Annotated in this window: 18 protein-coding genes; 14 read left to right on the plus strand and 4 right to left on the minus strand. The window is 45.5% G+C overall.

Annotated elements, in window-relative coordinates:
* Nucleotides 1–4: 4 nt before the first annotated feature.
* From GPL15_RS23385 to GPL15_RS23400, 4 genes are read left to right on the plus strand one after another with little or no spacing between them, the layout of a single operon-like run.
* The gene (locus GPL15_RS23385) at nucleotides 5–2,044 is read left to right on the plus strand and encodes a hypothetical protein (RefSeq protein WP_215701092.1); all 2,040 of its coding nucleotides are present in this window, start codon (nucleotides 5–7) and stop codon (nucleotides 2,042–2,044) included.
* Nucleotides 2,045–2,058: 14 nt separating this feature from the next.
* A complete protein-coding gene (locus tag GPL15_RS23390; protein WP_215701093.1) occupies nucleotides 2,059–4,134 on the plus strand; it encodes an AAA family ATPase in 2,076 nt (691 codons plus the stop codon).
* Between the two features lie 21 nt (nucleotides 4,135–4,155).
* Nucleotides 4,156–4,845 (plus strand): hypothetical protein, encoded by a 690-nt coding sequence (locus GPL15_RS23395; protein WP_215701094.1) that lies wholly within the window; start codon nucleotides 4,156–4,158, stop codon nucleotides 4,843–4,845.
* Entirely contained in the window at nucleotides 4,842–5,246 is a 405-nt protein-coding gene (locus GPL15_RS23400; RefSeq protein WP_215701095.1) for a hypothetical protein, read from the plus strand. The genes GPL15_RS23395 and GPL15_RS23400 overlap by 4 nt, the downstream gene beginning before the upstream one ends.
* 44 nt (nucleotides 5,247–5,290) lie before the next feature.
* On the opposite strand, the gene GPL15_RS23405 is transcribed toward GPL15_RS23400, so the two are convergent.
* The 3 genes from GPL15_RS23405 to GPL15_RS23415 form a co-directional block, all read right to left on the minus strand.
* The gene (locus tag GPL15_RS23405) at nucleotides 5,291–5,737 is read right to left on the minus strand and encodes a YolD-like family protein (protein ID WP_215701096.1); all 447 of its coding nucleotides are present in this window, start codon (nucleotides 5,735–5,737) and stop codon (nucleotides 5,291–5,293) included.
* Nucleotides 5,738–5,777: 40 nt separating this feature from the next.
* Nucleotides 5,778–7,307: a DNA methylase gene (locus tag GPL15_RS23410; RefSeq protein ID WP_215701097.1), complete on the minus strand. Its 1,530-nt coding sequence runs from the start codon at nucleotides 7,305–7,307 to the stop codon at nucleotides 5,778–5,780.
* A 95-nt stretch (nucleotides 7,308–7,402) separates the two neighbouring features.
* Nucleotides 7,403–7,918 (minus strand): ferritin family protein, encoded by a 516-nt coding sequence (locus GPL15_RS23415; protein ID WP_215701098.1) that lies wholly within the window; start codon nucleotides 7,916–7,918, stop codon nucleotides 7,403–7,405.
* Nucleotides 7,919–8,375: 457 nt separating this feature from the next.
* On the opposite strand from GPL15_RS23415, the gene GPL15_RS23420 reads away from it, so the two are divergent.
* The 5 genes from GPL15_RS23420 (at nucleotide 8,376) to GPL15_RS23440 (ending at nucleotide 15,836) form a co-directional block, all read left to right on the plus strand.
* Nucleotides 8,376–12,548 (plus strand): InlB B-repeat-containing protein, encoded by a 4,173-nt coding sequence (locus tag GPL15_RS23420; protein ID WP_215701099.1) that lies wholly within the window; start codon nucleotides 8,376–8,378, stop codon nucleotides 12,546–12,548.
* Between the two features lie 438 nt (nucleotides 12,549–12,986).
* On the plus strand, nucleotides 12,987–13,577 hold the full coding sequence (locus GPL15_RS23425) for an SOS response-associated peptidase (protein ID WP_215701100.1): 591 nt from the start codon (nucleotides 12,987–12,989) through the stop codon (nucleotides 13,575–13,577).
* A gap of 117 nt (nucleotides 13,578–13,694) precedes the next feature.
* A complete protein-coding gene (locus GPL15_RS23430) occupies nucleotides 13,695–14,147 on the plus strand; it encodes a rhodanese-like domain-containing protein (RefSeq protein ID WP_215701101.1) in 453 nt (150 codons plus the stop codon).
* Nucleotides 14,148–14,268: 121 nt separating this feature from the next.
* Complete coding sequence (locus GPL15_RS23435; protein WP_215701102.1) at nucleotides 14,269–15,510, plus strand: DNA polymerase IV; 1,242 nt, start codon at nucleotides 14,269–14,271, stop codon at nucleotides 15,508–15,510.
* Between the two features lie 14 nt (nucleotides 15,511–15,524).
* Nucleotides 15,525–15,836 (plus strand): hypothetical protein, encoded by a 312-nt coding sequence (locus GPL15_RS23440; RefSeq protein WP_215701103.1) that lies wholly within the window; start codon nucleotides 15,525–15,527, stop codon nucleotides 15,834–15,836.
* 62 nt (nucleotides 15,837–15,898) lie between these two features.
* Here GPL15_RS23440 and GPL15_RS23445 read toward each other — a convergent pair whose 3' ends face one another.
* Nucleotides 15,899–16,792, minus strand: coding sequence for an ROK family protein (locus tag GPL15_RS23445; protein WP_215701104.1), 894 nt, complete (start codon nucleotides 16,790–16,792; stop codon nucleotides 15,899–15,901).
* A 240-nt stretch (nucleotides 16,793–17,032) separates the two neighbouring features.
* Here GPL15_RS23445 and GPL15_RS23450 point away from each other — a divergent pair, with 240 nt between their 5' ends.
* The 5 genes from GPL15_RS23450 to GPL15_RS23470 all read left to right on the plus strand — a co-directional run bounded on the left by GPL15_RS23450 (nucleotide 17,033) and on the right by GPL15_RS23470 (nucleotide 23,024).
* Nucleotides 17,033–18,604, plus strand: a complete 1,572-nt coding sequence (locus tag GPL15_RS23450; protein WP_215701105.1) for an extracellular solute-binding protein — start codon at nucleotides 17,033–17,035, stop codon at nucleotides 18,602–18,604.
* Nucleotides 18,605–18,627: 23 nt separating this feature from the next.
* Nucleotides 18,628–19,584, plus strand: coding sequence for an ABC transporter permease subunit (locus GPL15_RS23455; protein ID WP_252198591.1), 957 nt, complete (start codon nucleotides 18,628–18,630; stop codon nucleotides 19,582–19,584).
* Nucleotides 19,581–20,444 (plus strand): carbohydrate ABC transporter permease, encoded by an 864-nt coding sequence (locus GPL15_RS23460; protein WP_215701106.1) that lies wholly within the window; start codon nucleotides 19,581–19,583, stop codon nucleotides 20,442–20,444. The genes GPL15_RS23455 and GPL15_RS23460 overlap by 4 nt, the downstream gene beginning before the upstream one ends.
* An 85-nt stretch (nucleotides 20,445–20,529) precedes the next feature.
* Nucleotides 20,530–21,918 carry a sulfatase-like hydrolase/transferase gene (locus GPL15_RS23465; RefSeq protein ID WP_215701107.1) on the plus strand — a complete coding sequence of 463 codons (1,389 nt, stop codon included), beginning with the start codon at nucleotides 20,530–20,532 and terminating at the stop codon, nucleotides 21,916–21,918.
* Nucleotides 21,915–23,024: a glycoside hydrolase family 88 protein gene (locus GPL15_RS23470; RefSeq protein WP_215701108.1), complete on the plus strand. Its 1,110-nt coding sequence runs from the start codon at nucleotides 21,915–21,917 to the stop codon at nucleotides 23,022–23,024. The genes GPL15_RS23465 and GPL15_RS23470 overlap by 4 nt, the downstream gene beginning before the upstream one ends.
* Nucleotides 23,025–23,026: the final 2 nt, after the last annotated feature.

A 23,026-nucleotide genomic window follows, 5' to 3' on the forward strand; every position in this document is an offset into this window, starting at 1 on the left:
GCGTATGAGAGGGATTGACCTGTTAAAATTTGGTATTACATTGGAACAGCTGAAAGCAGTTAAAACGATTATAGCGTTTGACTTGGGACATGGGGAATCCACCTGCTGTTATACCAGAGTAGATGGAAGGATGGTGCCCAGCCCGGTAAATCTGGACGGGGACAGCAATCAAAAATTGGTCACTGCCCTGCTGAAAAAGAATAGTCAGGATGAACAGTGGATTACACTTAAATTAGGCAGAGATTTATCTTTTTATGAAGAAGTACATACGAAGTTTAAATCCATTCCCCGGGCGCTGAATATGGGGGAAATGGAAGAAGGTTCCGGTTATACCAAGAAGGCTTTGCTGCAGGCATTTGTAAAAGAAGTTTTGAAAAATGTGAGGATCTATAATGAAGGATTGAATATGGACCCGGATTCCGTGCTTTTATTCATTGGAATCCCTTCCAGTATCCAGTGGAAAAACCAGGATCTGGCGTACGCGGACATTATAAAGGAAGTGAGCCCCTATAAGGTGGTCATCATGCCGGAAAGCCGGGCTGCGCTCTTTAAGGCGATTCTGGATAAAAAGGAGAACTTTAACCTGCTGGATAACGGTCTTATCGTTATCGATCTGGGTTCCAGCACGTTAGACTGGACTTATCTGCTGAAGGATTTAAGAACCAGGCAGGTGGAATCAGAAGAAGACAGCGTCAATCTGGGCGGGGGCCTGATTGAAGATCTGATGTGTGAAAAAGGCTGCTTTGAAGACACATCTTCTAATGAAGAAGAGATAGAAAATCTGTGTAAAATGATGAGAATGCTGCCTGCCTATATAGGAAAAACGGATATTGAGATCCGAAAGGACGCTCTCAAAGCCTATGAGGCAGGAAAAAAGGACAGGTCAGTCCATGCGGAGGACAATGCGCCGAAAGATCTGCAAAAACTGCGTCTGGAACTGCGGGCTGTAAAAGAAGAATATTTTGATTCGGAAGGCAAGCTGAAAAAATCAGTGCGGTATGTCACAAAAAGCGGAAAAGCCAGAAATATAACCGTAGACAGATCATTTATGGAGGATGAAAAAAGCGGTGTGATCCACCGGAAGATGAATCTGAACACAAAAGACGGATTGTGGACCGGGAGCTGGTACGAAGACTGCAGACAGCTTTTCAGGGACGTTAAGAATACCATTGGCAGCCGTCCTTATAAAACCATCATATTGACGGGCGGGGCTTCTAAAATGGGGTTTGTATCAAAGCTGTGCAAGGAAGTGTTTCCTGGTGTCCGGATTTTGCTGGATATGAATCCTTCAACCTGTGTGGCGCGGGGGATGGCTTATGCAGGGGAGATGGATGTGAGGGCAACTCTGGCTTTTCCGGAAGTGATGGATAAGATTATGGAAAAAATCCAGAGCCCGGAATTTATACAGATATATTCAAAAAGGGCTGTGGAACTGCTGAATGATACCATTTATGAAGAGGCAATCTGGCCGGCATTTGTACAATGGAAAGAGCTGGACGGAAAACATAAACCAAGGGAAATAGCGGATACAAGCCGCCAGAAGCTGACTGCTCTGCAGGCCAAAGATGATTACAAAGAAAAGGTGAAAATTGCCATTGCAGAAGGGGTTTACTCAAAAAAAGAAGATATTATACAGATTGTCAACGAAGCTTTTGAACAAATTTACCGGCGCACCATCCCTGAAGACTATAAATTTACCATCGATTATGAACAATTAAAGAATATCTGTGACGGAGTGATCTATTTTACTTTTAATGATGCATTTGAGAAATTTATAGAAGGCGCTCTGTCTTTCCTTGGGGGCACCTACGGGGTTATCAAAACAATCGATAAAATGATGGATTCAAAGGAACGGGCCCATCGCGTTGACCGCATTGTATCTGAGAACCGCCATCCTGTAACAAAAAAATACTGTACCAAATATTTAGAGTCCATGATTGAAAAACTTCTCCAAAAAAGCAGTGTTAAAGACCAATTGAGAAAGCTGATGGAACCGGCGGTACAGACCATGCTGGACGATTTAGGCGCATACTTCGCCGAATAAAGGAGGGATAGAGTTTGAAGAAAAATCCAAGACAAATAGACAAGGTAATCCGGCAGTGTGTGTCGGCTTACCTGTCCAATAAGCCGATCCTGTATCTGCAGACCGATGATATGGATCTGGTAAACCAGATCATAACAGACCAGTCCATGGTGGAACTTAGAACCTGGAGGGGGGAGGGGAATTCTGAAATCGAACCCATACCGGATGAAGAAATCCCCATGTATCTGAGAGTGGCCAATGACACGGTATCAAAAGAGATCGAAATGGATGAGGACGGAAGGTTAAAGAAAAAGTCAATCACCTTCAAGAAGAATGTGAAGATATTCAATGCCGGAGAAGTGATTAATCCAATGGGGTATCTGGATAATTACGGAAAAAAAATCCCTGTAATTATGGCTGTAAAGAATTATAATCTGGCAGCTGTTGCGGCAGGTTCAGAAGGCAGCATCGTAAAGACGGAAGCGAATCTGCAAAGATACGTCAACCAATACATAAATGCGCCAAAAGGCAGTCCGATCCGCCGTTCCGTGCTGATTCTGGCCGCTTCTTCCCTTCTGATTCCGAAAGGGCTGGAAGACTTTGTTGCCGTCATTAATCCAGATCCCCTTTATGTATGGGAAATCAAAGAGATTGTGGAGCAGTTTGCCAAAGAAAAGGGCGAGGTTCTGGAACCGAACTACAGGGATGAGCTGGTAGACCGTTTAAAAGGATTTGACGCCCGGCAGATCGAAGAAATCCTGAACAAGACCATATATGAAGCGGGATATCTGACCAATAACCGGTATACGATGGGACGAATGGAGGAAGAACTTCCTGAAAATGTGGCCTTTTCCATCATTAACAATGAAAAGCGCCAGATGTTAAGCAAAGAAGGGGTGCTGGAATATGAACGGGTGGAGCAGGATTTAAATATTGGCGGCATGGACCAGCTGATGAAGTATTTGGAGGAAAAATGCCATTTTGTGCTGCGCCACCGTATTGAATTTAAAACCCGGAAAAATGTGGATTTCCCTAAAGGGATTCTGGTATGCGGAGTTCCCGGATCGGGAAAGAGCATGATGGCTAAAAAGATATCCAGAACCATGAATATTCCGTTAGTCCGCCTGGATATGGGAAATATCACCAAATCCTATCTGGGACAGTCGGCGGAGCAGATGCGAAAAGCGTTCAGGATGGCAGAAGCCATGGCTCCCTGCGTGCTGTGGATCGATGAGATTGAAAAGGCATTTTCGGGAATCGGAAATAAGAGTTCCGGGGACAGCGCTTCGTCCGAGGTTATGCGTTGTTTTGCCATGTTTCTGACCTGGATGCAGGAGCAGGGGGAGAGAAAGAGAAAGAATGAAGATCCCCCCGCCCCATGTTTTATCTTTGCGACAGCCAATAACATACAGAGCCTTCCGCCGGAATTTTTAAGAAGCGGCCGGTTTGACCGGAAATATTATGTATTCATGCCTACGGAAAAGGAATGCATTGATATTTTTAAAGCGGACTTGGAAAACATCAATTCCGTTGTGGATGAACATGGAAATTTTGTAAAGCTTTTCGATACGGCGTCGCTGGACAGCCGGTTTTGGAAGTCTGTGATGGACTACTGTGTAGAAGACGGAAGAGGGAAATTTTTAACCGGTTCGGACATTCACGGAATTAACCAGGAGACTTTGCGGAAGCTGTTATTGTCAGAATACGGTGCGGACTTGGCGGACTATGAGGAGAATGATGCGGCCGGATGCTATGAGGTTCTGGAACAGAACTTTAAGCGTAAAAAGATCATACAAAAGATATATAACAAAGAAGAATATGGACGGATGCTGAGACAGGCCATCGATGAGGCCAGGACCTATGGAGAAACAAATTTAAAGGACATTGCCGAGTGTTATATAGGGCTTCACGCTAATAATTTTGCGCCTGTTTCTAATAAAAAGAATGTGCTGATTCCATTTGAAGCTTTTGATATGGAGCGGGAACAGCCGGTAGATACCAGCGAGGCAGCGGTGCAGAGGCTTCATGGGGGCAGCAGGTATGACAGCCGGATGTATCAGGTAATTGGGGATAAAATTAATCAAATATCTGCTGTTATGCGGAAGCAGTAAACTTAATTTTGGAGGTGGAGCATGGATTTAGTGGTTTTAGGAGGTATTTTAGCGGTCAGCATCATTGCTTCGGGACTTGATATGCTGATAGATTTTGTCAAAGAAAAAAGGCGGGTAAGAAGCCGTCTCGATCCTGAGGGCAATGTGCTCCTTCCAAATGACTCCGCATTGATTGACCGGATGGCGGAAACAATCCGGCAGAATTTTACCGGAGATATAGGCACGGAATTGAGAAATATGACATTTGAAGAGAGAAAAGATAAGATGGAGGCCATCGCCCGGCAGATCGCGCGGGACATTGGGATCGGGGATATAGAGATTGAATTTTATAATACCCAGGACACGGGATGTAAATATCAGGGGAGCTATTGTTTTGCAAATAATAAGCTGAGTATTAATGAGGATTATCTTAAAATAACGGACGACGAGATTTTATTCGACGCTCTGGATACGGTGGTCCATGAATTATCACATGCGTATCAGCATAAAAAGATGTCCGAACTGTTGGAACGGATATATGATGCGGAAGATGAGAATGATATTACGTACTCCGAGGAGGATAAGAGAACCTGTATCTGGATTATAAACCAGAAGCCAGGCAATTATATCAAATTTGAAGTAGATCCGGAAGGCTACCGGAAGCAGCCGTTAGAGTGGTATGCATTCGCAATGGCAAACGCAGCGCTCAGGAAGTTAGGAGGAGAGGAATGAGACAAAGAGAACCCATCAAATATTCTGATTTAAGGGAGTATCTGCTTGGAAAGGGATTAAACGAATGGGAGGCCATGCATTCCATCGGAAAATTAAGGAAAATCGATCCGGACTTAAAAAAGGCCTTTTATGAATGCTTCAACGAAGGCGTGGAACCGGATATCACCATTTCCAATATCACCTATCAGGAATTAGTTACTAAATTAAACATGAATATGGTGCAGGCATTCCTGTACCTGGACTGGCTGAGAAGGGAGCCGGAAATTGCGCTGGATACCATGGACCGGACCACGCCTATGAATCTGGATGAATCGTTTATGGAGAAAACCTCTCAGATAACGTTTGAGGGAGAGGAAAAAGAGGAAGAGGATGAATCGGACCTGACCATTACCTCAGAGTAAATGGCATCAGACAGGAACCGTTCAGACCTGCCTGAACGGCTGCATCAGACATAATCCGCAGATCCGAATATGTCTCCCTCTATTTCATAAACCTCGTCGAGAGGAATTCTCAAACCGTCTGTCATGACGATCAGATGATGGTACAGATCTATTTTTTTCACATTGCCGGAGGCGGACACATATCTGCCTCCGGCCTTTTTTTCATCGGGCTGGAAATAGGTGACGGTTATCTCCGGCTGCTGAGACAGCATTTCCTGTACCATTCTCAGTTTTTCATCCAATATGGCCTTGGCGTTTTCGTCCAGCTCCACCCGTTTGTCCGTCAGCCGGGCGGTTTCCTTAATGGCCTCTCCATGGCCGGTTAAAGCGGCGAAAGGAGCGAATTGGGCGGCCCGGTCGGAAACGGGCATGGGGGGATGGACAGAGGAAACATGGTGGGGGAGATGGATGATATCATCATAATGGTGGATATCGTTGTTTTTATCGTTCATCATTTGCTCCTTTTTGGGGAAAGTGATTTTTAACCGCACTTTAGGACTTGTGTCCGCCGATCTGCTGGTTGCGCTCTTTGGCCATGGCCCCTTCTTCCAGGTTCATTCCTTTTAGGATGGCATTTTTGCCGAACTTTTTTTTGATGGCCAGCATTGCCTCCTGCATCTGTTTTTCCCGTTTCAGTTTCTCTTCCTCTTCTTTTTTCTTCTTTTCTAAAGCCTCGTAGTCTGTAAAAAGATCGAGCTGTTCAAAAGACTGGGTCTTGGAGGAGACAGGTTCGCCGGAAACGTGATTGGCTGTGATATAAACTCTTCTGACCAGCAGATTCTTGTCCACAATGCTGTCATATAAATTCATCACTGCGTCCATGATCAGCATGGTGGAAGAGGTCCGCCGTCCGATGTTGGCGGTGCCGTGGGCGTGCTTGGGGATTTTGCGCCCGTAGTGGTCTGTGGTGATTTCGCCCTTATATAATTTTCTGATGGCGGGATCTGTGAGATTGTCTATGTCGTATCCCACGGTGAGAACCATCTGGTCTGTCAAAAGCCCTTTTTCCACCAGATCGAGAACCAGAACATCCGTCATTTCCTGGACAATCAGCCTCGCCTTTTTATAGTCATAAGGACATTGAAGCACCTGGCCGGAGCCAATGCAGTTTGCCGCAGGCTTGTATGATTTGATGTCTGCCATGGTACATGGCTCCCATCCCCAGGCATGGTCAATCAACAGCTCGGCATTGACGCCGAACAGTTTATAAAGCAGTTCTTCATTGTGATAATCATTGGGTTTTCCGATGGAGCACCGGGCTATATCACCCATGGTGTATAAACCGTTTGCTTCCAGTTTCCGGGCATATCCTTTACCGATTCGCCAAAAATCAGTCAAAGGGCGGTGGTTCCAGAGTAGCCTCCGGTAGGACATCTCGTTCAGTTCGGCGATCAGCATTCCCTGTTCATCCGGCTCAATCCGCTTTGCCATGATGTCCATGGCGATCTTGCACAGATACAGGTTGGTGCCGATTCCGGCTGTGGCCGTTATTCCGGTAGCCTGAAAAATATCCTGTATCATCTTTGTGGCCAGCTGACGGGCCGTGAGCCGGCAGGCGCTCAGATAAGCGGATGCGTCGATCATCACTTCGTCTATGGAGTAGACGTGAATGTCTTCCGGGGAAATGTATTTCAGATAGATATTATAAATCCTGGTGCTGTATTCCATATAAAAGGCCATCCGGGGCGGGGCTGTGATATAGGAAACAGACAGCTCAGGAGACGATTTCAGCTCATCCGCATCGCAGGAGGAACCGGTGAATGTGTGTCCTGGCGCCATCCGTTTCCGATTGGCATTGACTTCATTGATCTTCTGTACCACCTCAAACAGTCTGGGGCGGCCGGGAATCCCATAGGCTTTAAGGGCCGGGGATACAGCGAGGCAGATGGTCTTTTCCGTGCGGTCCGGGTCTGCAACCACCAGGTTTGTGGTCAGGGGATTGAGATACCGTTCCCTGCATTCTACGGAGGCGTAAAATGATTTTAAATCGATGGCGATATAAGCGTGGGTTTCATTTGACACGGGCGGCGGCCTCCTTTTGATAAGATGATTTATAGTTATTTTATCATATTGGGAGGGGAATTAACCATATTTTTAAAAAACAATCCGGCAGTTAATCAGCCGCAGCTTATTTCCGCCAGCATGGCCTGAAAGATGCTGACATGAACTTGTTCGTCCAGGATAATGCGGTTTAACAAATTCGTAATACAGCGATCCTGAATCAGGCTGGCCTGCCACCGGTATTTTGCAATAGTATTCTGTTCTCCCAGCAGGGCATTTTGCAGAAGAGCAGCCAATGGGCGGGGATAGTGATTGCATGCCGGAGACCAATACCTGGCTCCCCTGCCTTGATAGGTCCAGAGTCGGGGGTCTGCGCCCAGCATAAAGGCCAACTGGGAAAAAATGTCGAGATGGTGCATCTCCACAATGCTGATCTCGTGAAAAATATCAGCAAAATCTTTCCTGTTTTCCATTAGTATTACGCTGTTGTAAAAATACAGGCTCACCGCGGACATTTCCGAATTGCAGGAGCCGGTATTGCTCAGCATTTCGTTGGCATAGCGTAAATTAGGGCATTCTACTTTTACAGGAGGATAGGGGGTGGAATCTGAAAAGCTGTTAATAGATAACATGAGAAACTCCTTTAATGGATTAACTTAAATTAATATATAGTAGGAAGCGGACAGGAATATGCGGAAAATAGATAAAAGATTTTTTACTTTTCGTAATTTTACGGGTGACAACGAATAAAATTAGTGGTATAATCTATTTACTAAAGCAGTATGCAGAATATCTGCATCTATCATGCTTATCAAAGATATCAGGTTTTCTTGCAGTTCAGGGTATTTCAGGTACGTTCAGAATCACATTCCAAAGTTTTATTTTAATATCGCATTCTATGTTTATTTTCTATGCACATTTTGCGCATATCCATTTCCTATGGGGATTTTCTTTATTGATCTGTTTTTATCAAATTAATCTTATTTTTCAGCCGTCTGAACCATTACTAATTCGTACTTTAATCATTGATCTGCCGGGAGGCGTGTTTATCTTTACCTAAAAACAAGTCAGAACGAAAAGAGGCTCATTATGAAAATGTTCAGAACCATGTCTAAAGCACTATTATTGGCAGTATTTATCTCCAGCCAAAGCAATGCATTATCAATTCTGGCCCAAACGGTTCCATCTGCCGGTATGGAACATGCAAGTCCGTCCAATGCGTCACTGCCGCCGCCGGGAAAAGAATGTTCCAAAGCAGTCCCTTCCGATGCATTGGAAAAAGAGGAAAAGAGCATAATTGCTTCCGGTTCCAACGCATTGGAGGAAACCGGCTTCTTCCACTATGCCATTCCGGGGGAAGTTCCGGGCTGGTATACCCTGGTTTCAAGCGGTGATGAGGATAGGATCTGCTATACCTATACGGACCGGGACGGAACGGTTCAATGGCGTACTTACGGGAGTTGGGGGGATGAGGATTATTTCTGGTATCCGTGCAGCGCCTATGGCATCGTAAAGAAGAATGCTGTGCCTGTTACTATCAGATATGAAGACAATCAATCAAATTCCTTAGAGCCCAATCACATTGTTCATAATTATGGTGAATGGACGATAAAAGAGGAACCGACCTGTACCACGGTAGGCCAAAACGTTCGCACCTGTACTGTATGCGGTGCGTATGACGATATCGCTGATATTCCGGCCCTGGGGCATAGTGTGGAATCTTGGGAATATAAGCGTGGATCCTGTCCAGCTGGTATAACCCTGCAGGGAACATGTACACGGTGCCTTCAAACCATATGGGATGAAAAAACGGCAGATCATACATGGACAGAATGGTATTGGGCCTCGGCCCCTTGCAGCACTACGTCCCACACCTTTGGCCAGGAGTTTATGGCATATAAACGAAGGAACTGTCAGATCTGTGGTGCAATTGAAACTGGTGAGACGATATTTGACCCGATTGGCCATGAGTTTAATGAGTGGACATTGGGATCAGCGCCTACCTGTGCCAAAACAGGATATGAAGAACGATATTGTAAGTACTATGGAACATCTCCATACGACTGCCTTGGATATGAGACGAGAACACTTCCCAAGACAGAACACACCTGGTCTGAATCCAGCAAAACCGCCAGTGTGAACGGATACTGGCAGACTTATTGTGATGTCTGCGGTGAAGTGGTTCAGGCAGTCCCTATTACCTATAAAGTGCGTTTTTATATCAATCCGGAGTTAACGGAATATGTAGAAGAGGAACACACTTATGGCGCATCCTATTATCTTCAAAAAAAGGATATTGTAAAATGGTATGAAGAAAAAAACGATGGATGGAGTCTTACCTGGAACTGTCCCAAGACAAATACGAGTTACGATCCTTATGATGAGGTGAGAAATTTAACGAAAGAACCGGACGAAGTTGTTGAAATGATCCCAATAATGACAGGAAAAAGAGTTGCTATGCATTTGTACTATATTTATTCCTTAAATCCTGATATGACCTGCTATGGCCGCTATTATGAACCTATGGTTCTGCCTGAACGAAAACGCACCGGATATACACTTTTATATTGGTCGGACAGTTGGCCGGAAATTGGGAATACATATCAAAATGGTGATCAAATCGATTTCTATAATGATAAAACATTATATGAGGTTTGGGAACCCAACCAGTATACGCTCACATTTGTGGATGAGCCTATAAGCGGTATTTTAAACAATGGCGTGCCGGAACATATAAAACCAACGAAAACCTACTACTATGAGTATCATGATGATAATTTCGGTAATCCGGTAACCATATACCTCCATTATGATGATATTACCGCACATTTTGAAAGCTATAAAAATTTGCCTGGCCTGACCTTTTTGGGGGTGTATACACAACCAGAGGGGAAGGGGACAAAAGTAAGCAGCGCCAGTAAGATATGGGCAGAAAATAGAACTCTCTATCCCTATTTTAGAGCAAACGAATATAGCCTGGTTTTTGATGAAGATTATAGGGGAGGCGGCGGATCCACCCAAATGAAGCACTATTACGATTCTATGGGCCCGTTGCCGGCTCCGACCCGGGAAGGATATACTTTTAAAGGCTGGTATACGGAAAAGGGCGGTAAAGGTAGTCAAATTACTGCTGAAAGCAAAATGCCGGCAAAAACAACCTGGTGTTATGCGTATTGGGAAGAGAATGAATACTCTGTGACCTATTCCCTAAAGGATGAAACGCCGGTCAGTCAATCCCAGCACAAATATAGTGAGATTACCTATACCGAATCGGAAGGAAAGGCCCAGGAAGTGTATCAAACCGTTGAACCGGATGCTTATAAGTATAACTTAACCACCTGGTCCACCAACACGGACGGGACCGGCCAAGCCTTTGCTCCAGGCACACAGATCAGTAAATTAGCCGCCGATGATAATGCAGCAGTTAAACTATATGCCAATTGGAAGGGAAAACCTATGAAGCTTCATTTAGACCCTAACGGATCGGTAAATGAAAGCAGCAGTGTAAACGGATACTATAACGAACCAATCGGAGACCTTCCAGAACCAGACAGGCCGGGGTATGCCTTCCGTGGATGGAATACTACCGCAGATCATGACGGTGATACCTATACCAAAGACAGCTTAATGCCCTACAGTGAAACCGGCCAGACAGACCTTTATGCATCATGGTCGCCAAATGAATATAAAGTGACATTAATAAGCCGGGCCGGCGGGTATAGTTCTAACGGAGCGCCGGAGTATAAGGACCGCACCGAAGAAATTCTGGTTGAATTTCAGGATAACTGTGCCGGAACTGCGCTTTCCTATGGGGAAAACGGCCGGCTTTCCAAAAGTTTTGATAGTTTCGGTAACTTACCCGGATTGGTTTTTGAAGGTTTTTATACCGGGCCTGAGGGACAGGGAAGTGAGATGGGGAAAGACAGCCTTATGCTGCCGCAGGATTTAACTCTTTATGCGAATTACACTCAAACGGATTACACTGTAACCTATGATTCCTGTTTTGATCCGGAAAAGAACGTTGTTAAAGTATTCCATTACTATGATCCGGTTGGAGAACTGCCGCAGATTGACCGTCCCGGCTATACCTTGGAGGGATGGTATACGGAAAAAGAAGGCAAAGGCCAGCCGGCCGACCCGGATGCAAGGTTTGGGGATCGGGATGCCGCTTATTACGCTGACTGGATTCCAAACACTTATACAATTACGTATGATTACGGAATTGGAAAAGGGGATACGGCGGATAAGAAGGTGGTATATGGAACTTTGTTTGGTACGCTGCCCGAACCATCCGTTATTCCGGAAGATTTCGTTTTCTGCGGATGGTATACTGTGGCGCAAGATTCTGACAGCCTTTATGGAGATGCCGTTATTTCGGAGGATTACAGGGTAACGGAGAAGACGGGGTATCGGATTGCAGACGATTGTGTTTTATATGCATATTATAAAGCGGTTCGAAAAGAACCGGATATAGCTGATCCGGATGGAGAAGAAAAGCCGGTTGATCCAGATCCGGAGTATCCGGAACCAGGCTGTCCGGAACCGGGACTTCCGGCGCCGGCGCCTTCGGAACCTCCTGTCGGGCAGGAAACAAAACAGCCGGAAAGTGATCAAGGTTCTTCCCGGCCATCCATGTCCAGCCGTACCGATTCAGCCGGTCATTATATTACGTTTTGGGTTCTCAATGACAAGCACTGGTATTATTATGATCCCAAAGGCCATATGGCCACCAGCCAATGGGTTCCATACCGGAACCGCTTGTACTGGCTCAGGGCTGATGGGATTATGCTCAGCAATACCTGGTTTGAACAGGATGGAAACCGTTATCTTTTAACTGATAACGGCGCGATGGCTCAAAGCGAATGGTCTAAAAAAGACGGTTTATGGTATTATTTTGATGAAAAAGGGCATATTTCCGATGATAAGGATGAGATATCGAGTAATTTTAAGGCAGAAGGCGGAGACTTAGTTTATACAGGGCCTCAGGAATCTCTGGTTAGTAATTGGTATGAAGAGTATTATATTAATGGGGATAATACGGTTCTGACGAATCAGTGGATACAGGAAGGTGAGGACTGGTATTATGTTGGAACTAATGGAAAGAAGCTGAGGGGCCAATGGAATGAGGTTGACGGTCTTTGGTATTATATGAATCCGGATGGAAAAATGGAGAGATACGGGACGGTTTGGGAAGGAAACTGGTACTTTATGGACCGCAATGGGGCTTGTTATAACACGAATTTCAATAATATATCTAAATAGAATGAAAGTATTCTCTTTGCATACCAGGGTTAACGCATGATATAATCAAATTATTACAAGAAATTTCCATCATTACAACACAGGAGGGAAGCCTATGCCGTTACCGAAAACATCAGGACCTAGTGGCCTTTTTCACGAAAGAGATTGGTGTCTATATAGATAATAGTGAAGGGAGTTGCAGAGTTTACCCGGCTCCATTTGCAGTATTTTTAAAATCAGAGAATGAAGACAGTGATTATAAAAATTATGTTGAGCCTGATATCAGCGTTATCTGTGATCCAAATAAGTTGACAGACAGGGGATGTGTGGGAGCTCCGGACTAGAGATCAGAATGTAAAAAGACACTTGAACGCCCAAGTGTCTTTTTACCGGTATGAGAATCAACGGCTTGGAAAAGATAATACTATATCAGTCAAAGGGAAGAAAAGAGGTTGTTTTATGTGCGGAAGATATTATATTGATGATGAGACAGCGCGGGAGATAAAAAAGTTAGTCCGCCAGATCGATGACCGCCTCCAGAGGGAGAAAATGGGGAGGGATATTCATCCCACGGACCTGGCTCCTGTACTGAAAGGAAACGGAACCGATTTCGAAATGGAATGGCAGAAATGGGGCCTGCCGGGTATTCAGAATAAAGGCGTGATATTTAACGCCAGAAGCGAAACCGTATTGGAAAAGAGAATGTTTAAGGAAGGTGTGCGCCGCCGCCGGATCATAGTGCCCTGTACCTGGTTTTATGAATGGAATAAGAATAAAGAGAAGATCACATTCTACAGGAATGACAGTCCTGTTCTTTTTCTGGCGGGATTCTATAACCGGACAGACGATGGGGACCGGTTCGTGATTATCACGACAGAGGCCAACGAATCCATGAAGGAAGTTCATGACAGAATGCCCTTGATTCTGGAGCCGGATGAGCTGGAAGACTGGGTACTGGAAGATGAAAAGACTGAGGAGATTCTCAGGCAGAAACCAACGCTGTTAGAAAAACGTGCGGAATATGAACAGCAGACACTGCAGTTTTTTTGATGCAGACAGAAAAAAATTTAATGCAGACAGAAATAATTGTTGACAAATAGAACTGTATATTGTAAAGTTACAGTATAAACTGTAACAAAAATAAATTCAGTTAAGGAGTGTACATTTATGAGTAAAGGAATATTGTTGTTATGCATAGGAATTGCCACTGTAATTTCTCTGGCCGGGTGCGGATTGGGATATAAGAAAAATGAAACTTCAAATGAAAGCAGTTTATCCCAAGAAGGCGCTGAAAAAGGGGCATATCATAAGATTACCGCAGAGGAAGCGAAAAAGATGATGGATGAGGAGGACGTAATTGTGGTGGATGTGCGCAGGGCGGATGAATATTCCGTTAAACATATTCCGGGAGCCATTTTAATTCCTAATGAATCCATAAAGGATGAACAGCCGGAAGCCCTTCCCGACAAAGAAGCAGTTTTATTGATTCATTGCAGGTCGGGTGTCAGAAGTAAGGATGCATCGGATAAACTGGTGGCTATGGGGTATGAAAATGTCTATGATTTCGGCGGCATTAATGACTGGACCTATGAGACGGAGACAGGGGAATACAAGGAATAGGTAAAGAAGATATAAAGGATGGATGGCCGGCTGGCGGCGCGGCATCAGAATTTACCAATAACATCCACTTGAATCAGAACGTATGTTCTGTTAAAGTTAAGTGGAAAGGAGTTGGTAACGGATGGAGCGCAGAATATTTCATATTGATGTTAATTCCGCCTATTTATCATGGGAAGCGGTTTACCGGCTGTGGCATGAAGGGAGCGGTCTGGATCTCAGGGAGATTCCTTCGGCTGTAGGCGGTGACCTGGCACTGCGCCGGGGAATCATCCTGGCGAAATCCATACCCGCCAAGAAGTACGGAATTAAAACGGGAGAAGCAATCTGGGAAGCAAAACAGAAGTGCAGGGATCTTGTTTTAGTCCCGCCCAATTACTGTTTGTATGAAAAATCGTCGAAAGCGTTTGTGGAGATCCTGTCCAGATATTCACCGGATGTGGAACAGTACAGCATTGATGAAGCATTTGTGGATATGACGGGGATGGAAGGTTTATGGGGGGATGCGGTGAACGCTGCAAAGATGCTGCGGGAAGAGATTAAAAGAGAATTGGGATTTACGGTCAATATCGGAGTGTCGGATAATAAGATTTTAGCCAAAATGGCCTCGGATTTTAAAAAACCGGACCGGGTTCATACATTATTTTCGGGTGAGATAGAACAGAAGATGTGGCCTCTCGCGGTGTCGGAGTTATTTTTTGTTGGAAGAGCTACAACCAAAAAGCTGCTTTCTATGGGGATCAAGACAATCGGGGATCTGGCTAAAACAGATCCCCATTTGCTGCGGCAGCATTTGAAAAAGCATGGGGAAGTGATTTGGGCATTTGCCAATGGGATTGATTTGTCCGTGGTGGAGACGGAACCGCCGCCCAATAAAGGGTATGGGAATTCAACGACCATTGCATTTGATGTTTCCGATGGAGGGATCGCCAAATTGGTGCTGCTGGCTTTGGCGGAAACCGTGGGGAGCCGTTTGCGGGAAGCCGGAGTGAAAGCGGAAGTGATTGCGGTGGGAATTAAGGACTGTGATTTTCACTATGAATCCCATCAGATGATACTTAAAACAGCAACAAATATCACCCAGGAAATCCACGGGGCGGCCTGCCGGCTGTTTGATGAATTATGGGACGGGCGGACCATAAGGCATCTGGGTATTCATACGGGACGTCTCCAGAGTGCGGATGGATTCCGCCAGATTTCCATATTTGACGATGTGGAGTACGAGAAATTAGAAAAACTGGATGAGACCATAGACAGGATACGGGGAAGATTTGGCATGGATTCGGTAAAGAGGTCGGTTTTTCTAACTGGAGGAATCGATCACATGGAAGGCGGGATACCCAGGTCTTTCCGCGGAACGGCTTAGGGGAGGCGTGGATTATGGCATTTGGAATAGGTGTGAATACCAAAGAAGCGGACGACGGCCCCATGAAAGGACGTCAGATAGACATTGCCTGTAAGTGCTGGTTTACCAGTACGGGACGGTCTATGCCGATGATGATCAAGTTTGAGGATGAGGGAAGGATTGAAAAGATTGATGAGATTCACGTGAACTATATAGAAGAGAAGCGGTATAACGGAATTGCATCTGTGGAGTATGATTGTACGGTTTGTTACAGGGGGATCAGGCGGGATGTGAAACTGGTGTTTTTTAAGGACGAATGCAGATGGGTTATGAAAAGCTTAGATTAAAGTAAAGGGTGAAGGCATTTTTGAAAATGCCTTCACCCTTTACTTTAGACAGCCCATTTACTTTAAAAAAACAGCCTCATAGCCCCAATCAAAGCCGGGTTGCGTTCCGGGTCAGCCTGCAGGATTTCATAGGGAGGAACGAAGTCACCATTATCTCTCATATCTTCCTGTAAGGTATTACTTGCAAAAGGAAAATAAGTCGACATGATCCCTCCGCCCAGAATCACCGCTTCGGGTTTGAAGATGATTCCCAGGTTCCATACGGCGGTTTGAAGTTCTGTCTGGATCTTCTCAATAAAGGCGGCCGCCTTCAGATTCCCGGATTTCCACTGGGCAAACAGGTCGTTGAAGTCGCCGAATCCCCGCTGTTTAGCCCGTTTGTGAAGGGCGGTGCCGGACCACAGGCTTTCAAAACAGCCCTTATGGCCGCAGTAGCAGGTTTCTCCTTCCCCGGAGATGATTATGTGGCCTAATTCCGGGTGGAATCCCAGACCGGCCCTGTAAAGACGGCCCTGGGCCTGGAATGCGGCGCCGATGCCTGTGCCGAACGCGATCATCAGCACCCGTTTTTCTGTAAGCCCTTTTATAACCACTTCTCCAAGCAAAGCACCGTTTACGTCATTTTCCAGCTTCACGGGAAGGCCGGAGCGCTCTTGTAAAACCTGAACCAGAGGGTAATGATCCCAGCCGGGCAGGGTATAGGGATTTTCTACCGTGCCCCCTGCGGCGTCCACCGGCCCGGCGCATACGACGCCGATGCCGGAAAGCTGAGAGAGGGGGATGGAGAGGTCCCCGCATTGTCTTTTCAGGCATTCTATGATTTTATCCATGGTATCGGATACCTGTAATTCTAATGTAGGGAACTTTTCATAGCTTTTAATGCATCCGGTTTCGTCTGTAATGCCTGCCATGATTTTTGTGCCGCCGATGTCCACAGTTCCAAATAATTTGTTCATTGTTGTGCTCCTTTTCTGGTTTTGAATAAAAATAGTATACATATTATACAATAAAATCCCAATTTAAACATATTAAAAAAGCCATATTATATTAAAAAACCCATATTGAAATTGTAACATATGAATAAAAGATAATAATATTAAAAATCTTGGGTTGAATTTTTCATAATGAAATTATATCATAGATACATAGAAAAAGCACAGGAAAATTTAAAATGTGCACAAAGGAGGATTCATTTTATGAGAAAGCAAAAACTTTTGAGAATGGCTGCAGGGGTTATGTCGGTATGTCTGTTAGCCGGTTCATTAGCAGGCTGCGGCAGCAAGAAAGCAGAGGGGACTGCTTCATCGGCAGCAGGCAGCAGTGCGGCAGCTACAACAGCGGCAGCAGGAGGTGATGCTGCTTCCACAGAGGCTCAGGCTTCCGGCGAGAAAGAAGCGCCTGTTCATTTGAAACTCTTCTTAACGAATAAGAACATTGTGGACGGTTCTTACGCAAAGAAGATGATTGAAGAAGCGACCAACACAGAATTAGAGCTCATCCAGGTTCCTACCAAAGATCTGGATAACAAATTAAATATCCTTCTGGCTTCCGGTGACCGCCCTGACATCATTCAGTGTGAAACAGAGACCATGGAGAGCCAGTTATTGTCTTCCGGCATTCTTCTTCCTTTAAATGAGTACTGGGACAACTATCCTAATATTAAGAACGGCCGTGACGAAGCTACATGGGATACCATGAGATATACAGATGGAAACATCTATTCCATCGGTATCAAGAACCCGAATCCATTATCCATCATCGCTTACAGAAAAGACTGGCTGGATAAATTCGGTTTAGAAGTTCCTACCACATTAGACGAGTACTATGAAGTGGCAAAAGCGGTTGCAAAACAGGATCCGGACGGAAACGGCGTAGACGATACCTTCGCATTCGGCGGATACCAGAACGTGGATACCACATGGTTTGACCACATTTTCGGCGCTTACGGAGCTCTTCCTAACTACTGGATGGTAAAAGACGGACATATTGTAAATGGTTCTGTTGATCCGGCTATGAAAGACGCATTGGTGTTCTTAAACAAAATGTACAAAGACGGATTAATCGATCCTGAGTTCGTAACAGATGATCCTAAGAGATGGCAGCAGAAAGTGAAATCCGGTATCTACGGAGCAGGCGTTACTAAAATACATATTTTTGATAAGAACAACTGGTCAAACTACTATGAGCCGTTTATCCAGAGCAATCCTAACGGAGAACATGTATACGGTCCTGTGCTGAAAGGCGGAAGCGACAACCCTGTAGGCATCCGTATGGCAAGTGAAAGAGGCTGGTTAAGAACATTTGTATCTAAGGATTCCAAGAACATTGACGCATGTTTAAGACTGATTGATTACCTGATGTCAGAAGAAGGAAACCGCTTCGCACAGTATGGCGTGGAAGGCGAGCACTACAAATGGGAAGGCGACAAGTTAGTCAGACTGATCGATGACAAAGAGACAAATGACCTGGATTTAAATAAATTCTTCATCGGCAACACTGTATTATTCGATCATTCTTCACCGGAACTGTTTGACGCGTTTGATTATTCCCATACCATCTGCTATGCAAACCCGGTTGACGGAATTTTCATCGATGAATTAAATGAAATTTATCCAAAACTGAGAGAAATCACAAACACCAGATATATCGAAATGATCGTAGGTGAAACACCGATTGACGGCGGATTTGAAGATTTCGTGGAAGAGTGGAACTCCAGAGGCGGAGTGGAACTGACAAAAGCCCTGGATGAAGTTTATCAGGCAAAATAAATAAAAGTTAAGGAGAGGTTGACATGGCAGCAGGATCAAATGCGGCGGTAAAAACATCAGCTACAAAAACATCCCGAAGTAAAACATGGAAGGCCGTAAAAGAACATAAAGTACTTTATTTGTTAATGATCCCCGGGTTGTTATATTTCATCTTATTCCGGTATCTGCCCATGTTTGGCCTGGTAATTGCTTTTAAAGATTACAACATTTTTAAAGGTATTTGGGCCAGTGACTGGGTGGGACTAGCGAATTTTAAAGCGCTGATACATTCCTCCGATTTCTGGAATGTTATGAAAAATACACTGGTCATCAGTTTGACTAAGATCGTGATTGGATTCCCTATTCCAATTTTACTGGCAATCCTTTTAAATGAAATTAAAGCGGTAAAGTTTAAAAAAGTAACCCAGACCCTTCTCTATCTGCCCCACTTTTTATCCTGGGTAGTAATTGGAGGAATCATGCTGAACCTTTTCTCGCCGGTCTTCGGACTGGCGGGACAGGTGTTCCGTGTGCTGGGAATGGAACCGGTCAACATCATGGCTAAGAAAAGCACCATCTTCTGGGTAGTTATCTTTTCCGATGTGTGGAAAGAAGCGGGATGGAGCACCATCGTATTCCTGGCGGCCCTGACCCAGGTGGATTTAAACCTGTATGAAGCGGCCAGAATGGACGGAGCCAACAAGTTCCAGCAGATGCTGCACATCACCATTCCGGCAATTTCGTCCATCATCATCGTAATGCTGATTCTCAGAATCGGTAAAGTCATGAGCGCCGGATTTGAGCAGATTTTAGTATTGCAGAACCCGATCACCATGGAAAGCATTGATATCTTTGATACCTATGTTTACCGGGAAGGTCTGGGACGAGGGTCTTACAGTTTTGCGGCCACGGTGGATACGTTTAAATCGGTAATCGCTCTGATTCTGGTCACCAGTGCCAATAAGATCAGTAAAATGTTCGGGGAGGAGGGAATCGTATGATGCGCAGACGCAAAAAGGTACATGTGGCTACCGTGCTGAATTACCTGTTATTCGTTATAATAGGAATTATCATGCTGTATCCGTTCTGGTATGTTGTAATGTATTCCTTCAGCGACCCGTCAAAATCCAGCTTAAACAGCCTTTATCTCTGGCCGGCCGGATTCACCGTTGGATCTTACATATATGCATTTTCCAAGAAAATATTGTTTTCCGGATTTTTTAACTCCGTATTTTTAACCGTGGTAGGAACCTGCGTGAATATGCTGCTCACCATCATGCTGGCATATCCGCTTTCCAGGGAAAAACTTCCGGGCAGAAAGTATTTGTCCGCGTTCGTAATCTTCCCTATGCTGTTTAACGGCGGTATGATACCTACTTACCTTGTAATCAAACAATTCGGACTTTTGAACAGCTTATGGTCTCTGATCACATCCATGGCGGTTAATGTATACAACCTTTTGATCCTGAGCAAGTTTTTCAAAAGCATTCCGGACAGCTTGATTGAAGCGGCCAAAATCGATGGATGCGGGGATGCGACAACCCTTGTAAAAATCGTGCTGCCTCTTTCCAAGGCTTCGCTGGCAACCATTTCACTGTTCTATGCCGTGCAGCATTGGAATGAATTCCTTCATGCGACGATTTACATCAATACGGATTCCAAATGGCCTCTTCAGGTTGTGCTGAGAAATATCATCGATATGGTAGCAAATGATTTAAACAGCGGCGGCGAGGTGTTCATGAACCCTGAAAACTTTAAGATGGCTACCATTGTAATTACGGTTTTACCGATTATATGTGTTTACCCGTTCCTTCAGAAACATTTTACACAGGGTGTAATGATGGGATCTGTCAAGGGATAACATGTGAATTTAAAAATTCTGTATGTCATTTTGGCATACGGAATTTTTGAGTATACAGAGATATGATTGAGAGGAGATTACCGAAATGGAAAACAGACCAGACATACTGCTTTTTATGACAGACCACCAGCGGGCGGATATGATCAATATGATCCAGTGCGGCCGGGAGGTAACGCCTAATTTGAACCGGCTTGTAAAAGAGGGGTTCCGGTTTGAACGGGCTTATGACGCCTGCCCTCTGTGTGTGCCTGCCAGGACCGCTTTGGCTACCGGGGTCTATCCTACGGCAAACGGCGTGGTATATAACGACTGGAAGGGAGAGACGGCAGGGGATTTAAAACCCATTCACAGGCTGTTGAAAGAGGCCGGATACCGCATTGGACATGTGGGAGTTGACCATATTAAGGTGCAGCCGCCCATGAGGGAACAGGGACTGGACTTTTTTGTGAATCAGGAAGATTATGAGGCATGGGCGAAGGATCAGGGAATCGTGACGGCCAGGGATAAAAGCGAGCTGACCCAGGTGGAAGAAGAGATTGAAGGCGAATATGTGTCAAAACGTTACAGCGGCCATAAAGCCAGCCTGTGGGATAAGCCAATTGAACAGTTTAAGGACTTCTATTTCAAGGATCAGGCTCTTCAGTTCATAAGAGAACTGCCGGAAGGGCCGTTTGCCCTGTTCACCTATCTTTGGGCTCCCCATCCGCCCCTCAGGGTTCCCGAACCTTATGCGTCCATGTATGACCCGGATCAGATCGTGCTGCCGGACAACATCGGCATTGCCGCCCAGGGAGAGCCGGAGCTGAGAAGAAAAGGGGTTCCGGCCCAGCTTGCAGAGGGCGTGTCCATGGAAGAATGGAGAAAGGTGTGGGCGGCCCATCTGGGGCTCACCACCATGGCGGATGAGATATTCGGAGCTGTAATTAAAGAATTAAAGGCCCGGGGAAGGTATGATAATACCTGCATCATCTTCACTTCAGACCACGGAGACAACCTGGGGCAGCACAGCATGTACCAGAAGATGGAAATGTACGAAGAGGCGGTGAAGGTTCCATTTGTAATAAAGGTTCCGGGTGAAAAAACGGGAAGCTGGGGTGGGGTGATCTCTCATCTGGATATTAAACCTACGCTCTGCCAATTGGCCGGAATTGAAGATAAAACAGGCGACGGCATTTCTTTGATTCCCGTGATCCGTGGAGAAAAAGCGGATGAAAACAGAATTGTTTTTTCCCAGTATTCAGGCAATCCGGGCTATGGTACAATAAGAAGAGCGGCTGTTTCAAAACGGTATAAATACGTATATGACAGCCAGCATGAGCATGAATTGTACGATCTGGAAAATGATCCGCATGAGATGGAAAATGTGGCCGGAAAGGCAGAATACCAGGACGCGCTGAATGAGATGTATGAGGCATGCAGGAACTTTAATGAAGAGCACAAAGACTACTTTGTATGGGAGGAAAATAAGGGATGAGCTGGACTGAGGAAGCACTTGAGAAATGCCTTTTAAAGATTGGAAGGAATATAGACGGGATCGGAGAGCATTTTCCCCACGTGGCCTATGACGGAGTTTACAATGACCAGGGCGCGGCGTTCTGGACTTCCGGATTCTGGCCGGGGCTGTTATGGCTCTTGTATCAGGAGAAAAAAGATGAAAGGGCGCTGGAGCTGGCAAGAAAGCTGGAAGACCGGCTGGACGAGGTGCTGGACGGCTTTGTGACCCTCCATCATGACGTGGGATTTATGTGGCTGCCGTCGGCGGTCATCGATTATAAACTGACCGGAAACCCTGCATCCAGGGCGAGGGGACTGAAGGCGGCCAGCCATCTGGCGGGACGTTTTAACCTGGCGGGACATTTTATCAGGGCATGGACCGATGAGGTGAACCCGGATTCCCAGGGATGGGCCATCATCGACTGCATGATGAATATCCCCTTGTTGTTTTGGGCTTCCAAGGAGATGAAGGACCCCAGATTTTACCACATCGCCAGAGCCCATGCGGACACGGTGTTAAAGAGCTTTATCAGGCCGGACAACACAACCGCCCACATCGTGAGTTTTGATCCATATACAGGGGAAAAGATTGAAAATCTGGGCGGACAGGGAAAAGACCCGGATTCCGCTTGGGCCAGAGGCCAGGCCTGGGCAATTTATGGAATGGCACTGGCTTACCGGGAAACCGGAAAAGAGGAATACATGACAGCATCTAAAAATGTAGCCGGTTATTTCCTTTCCCACCTCCCGGCGGATAAGGTTCCCTACTGGGATTTCAGGACGGACGCCAAAGACCGTTTCGTGCTGGATTCATCGGCTTCCGCCTGTACGGCCAGCGGGCTGCTGGAACTGAGCAGTCTGATGGAAGACGGGGCGGAGAAGGAATTCTATCATGACCAGGCTGTGGCAATTTTAAAGGGGCTTTATGAGAATTACGCTGATTTTTCAGAGGAAACCCAGGGGATCATCCAGAAGGGCACAGTGAATTATGCGAAGAATAAACATGTGAATGTGCCGATCATTTACGGGGATTATTTCTTTACGGAAGCTCTGATCAAACTAAACCATAAGACAGACATTTTCTAAAT

The sequence above is a fragment of the Clostridium sp. MCC353 genome, assembly GCF_018785315.1.
Lineage (GTDB): Bacteria > Bacillota > Clostridia > Lachnospirales > Lachnospiraceae > CHH4-2.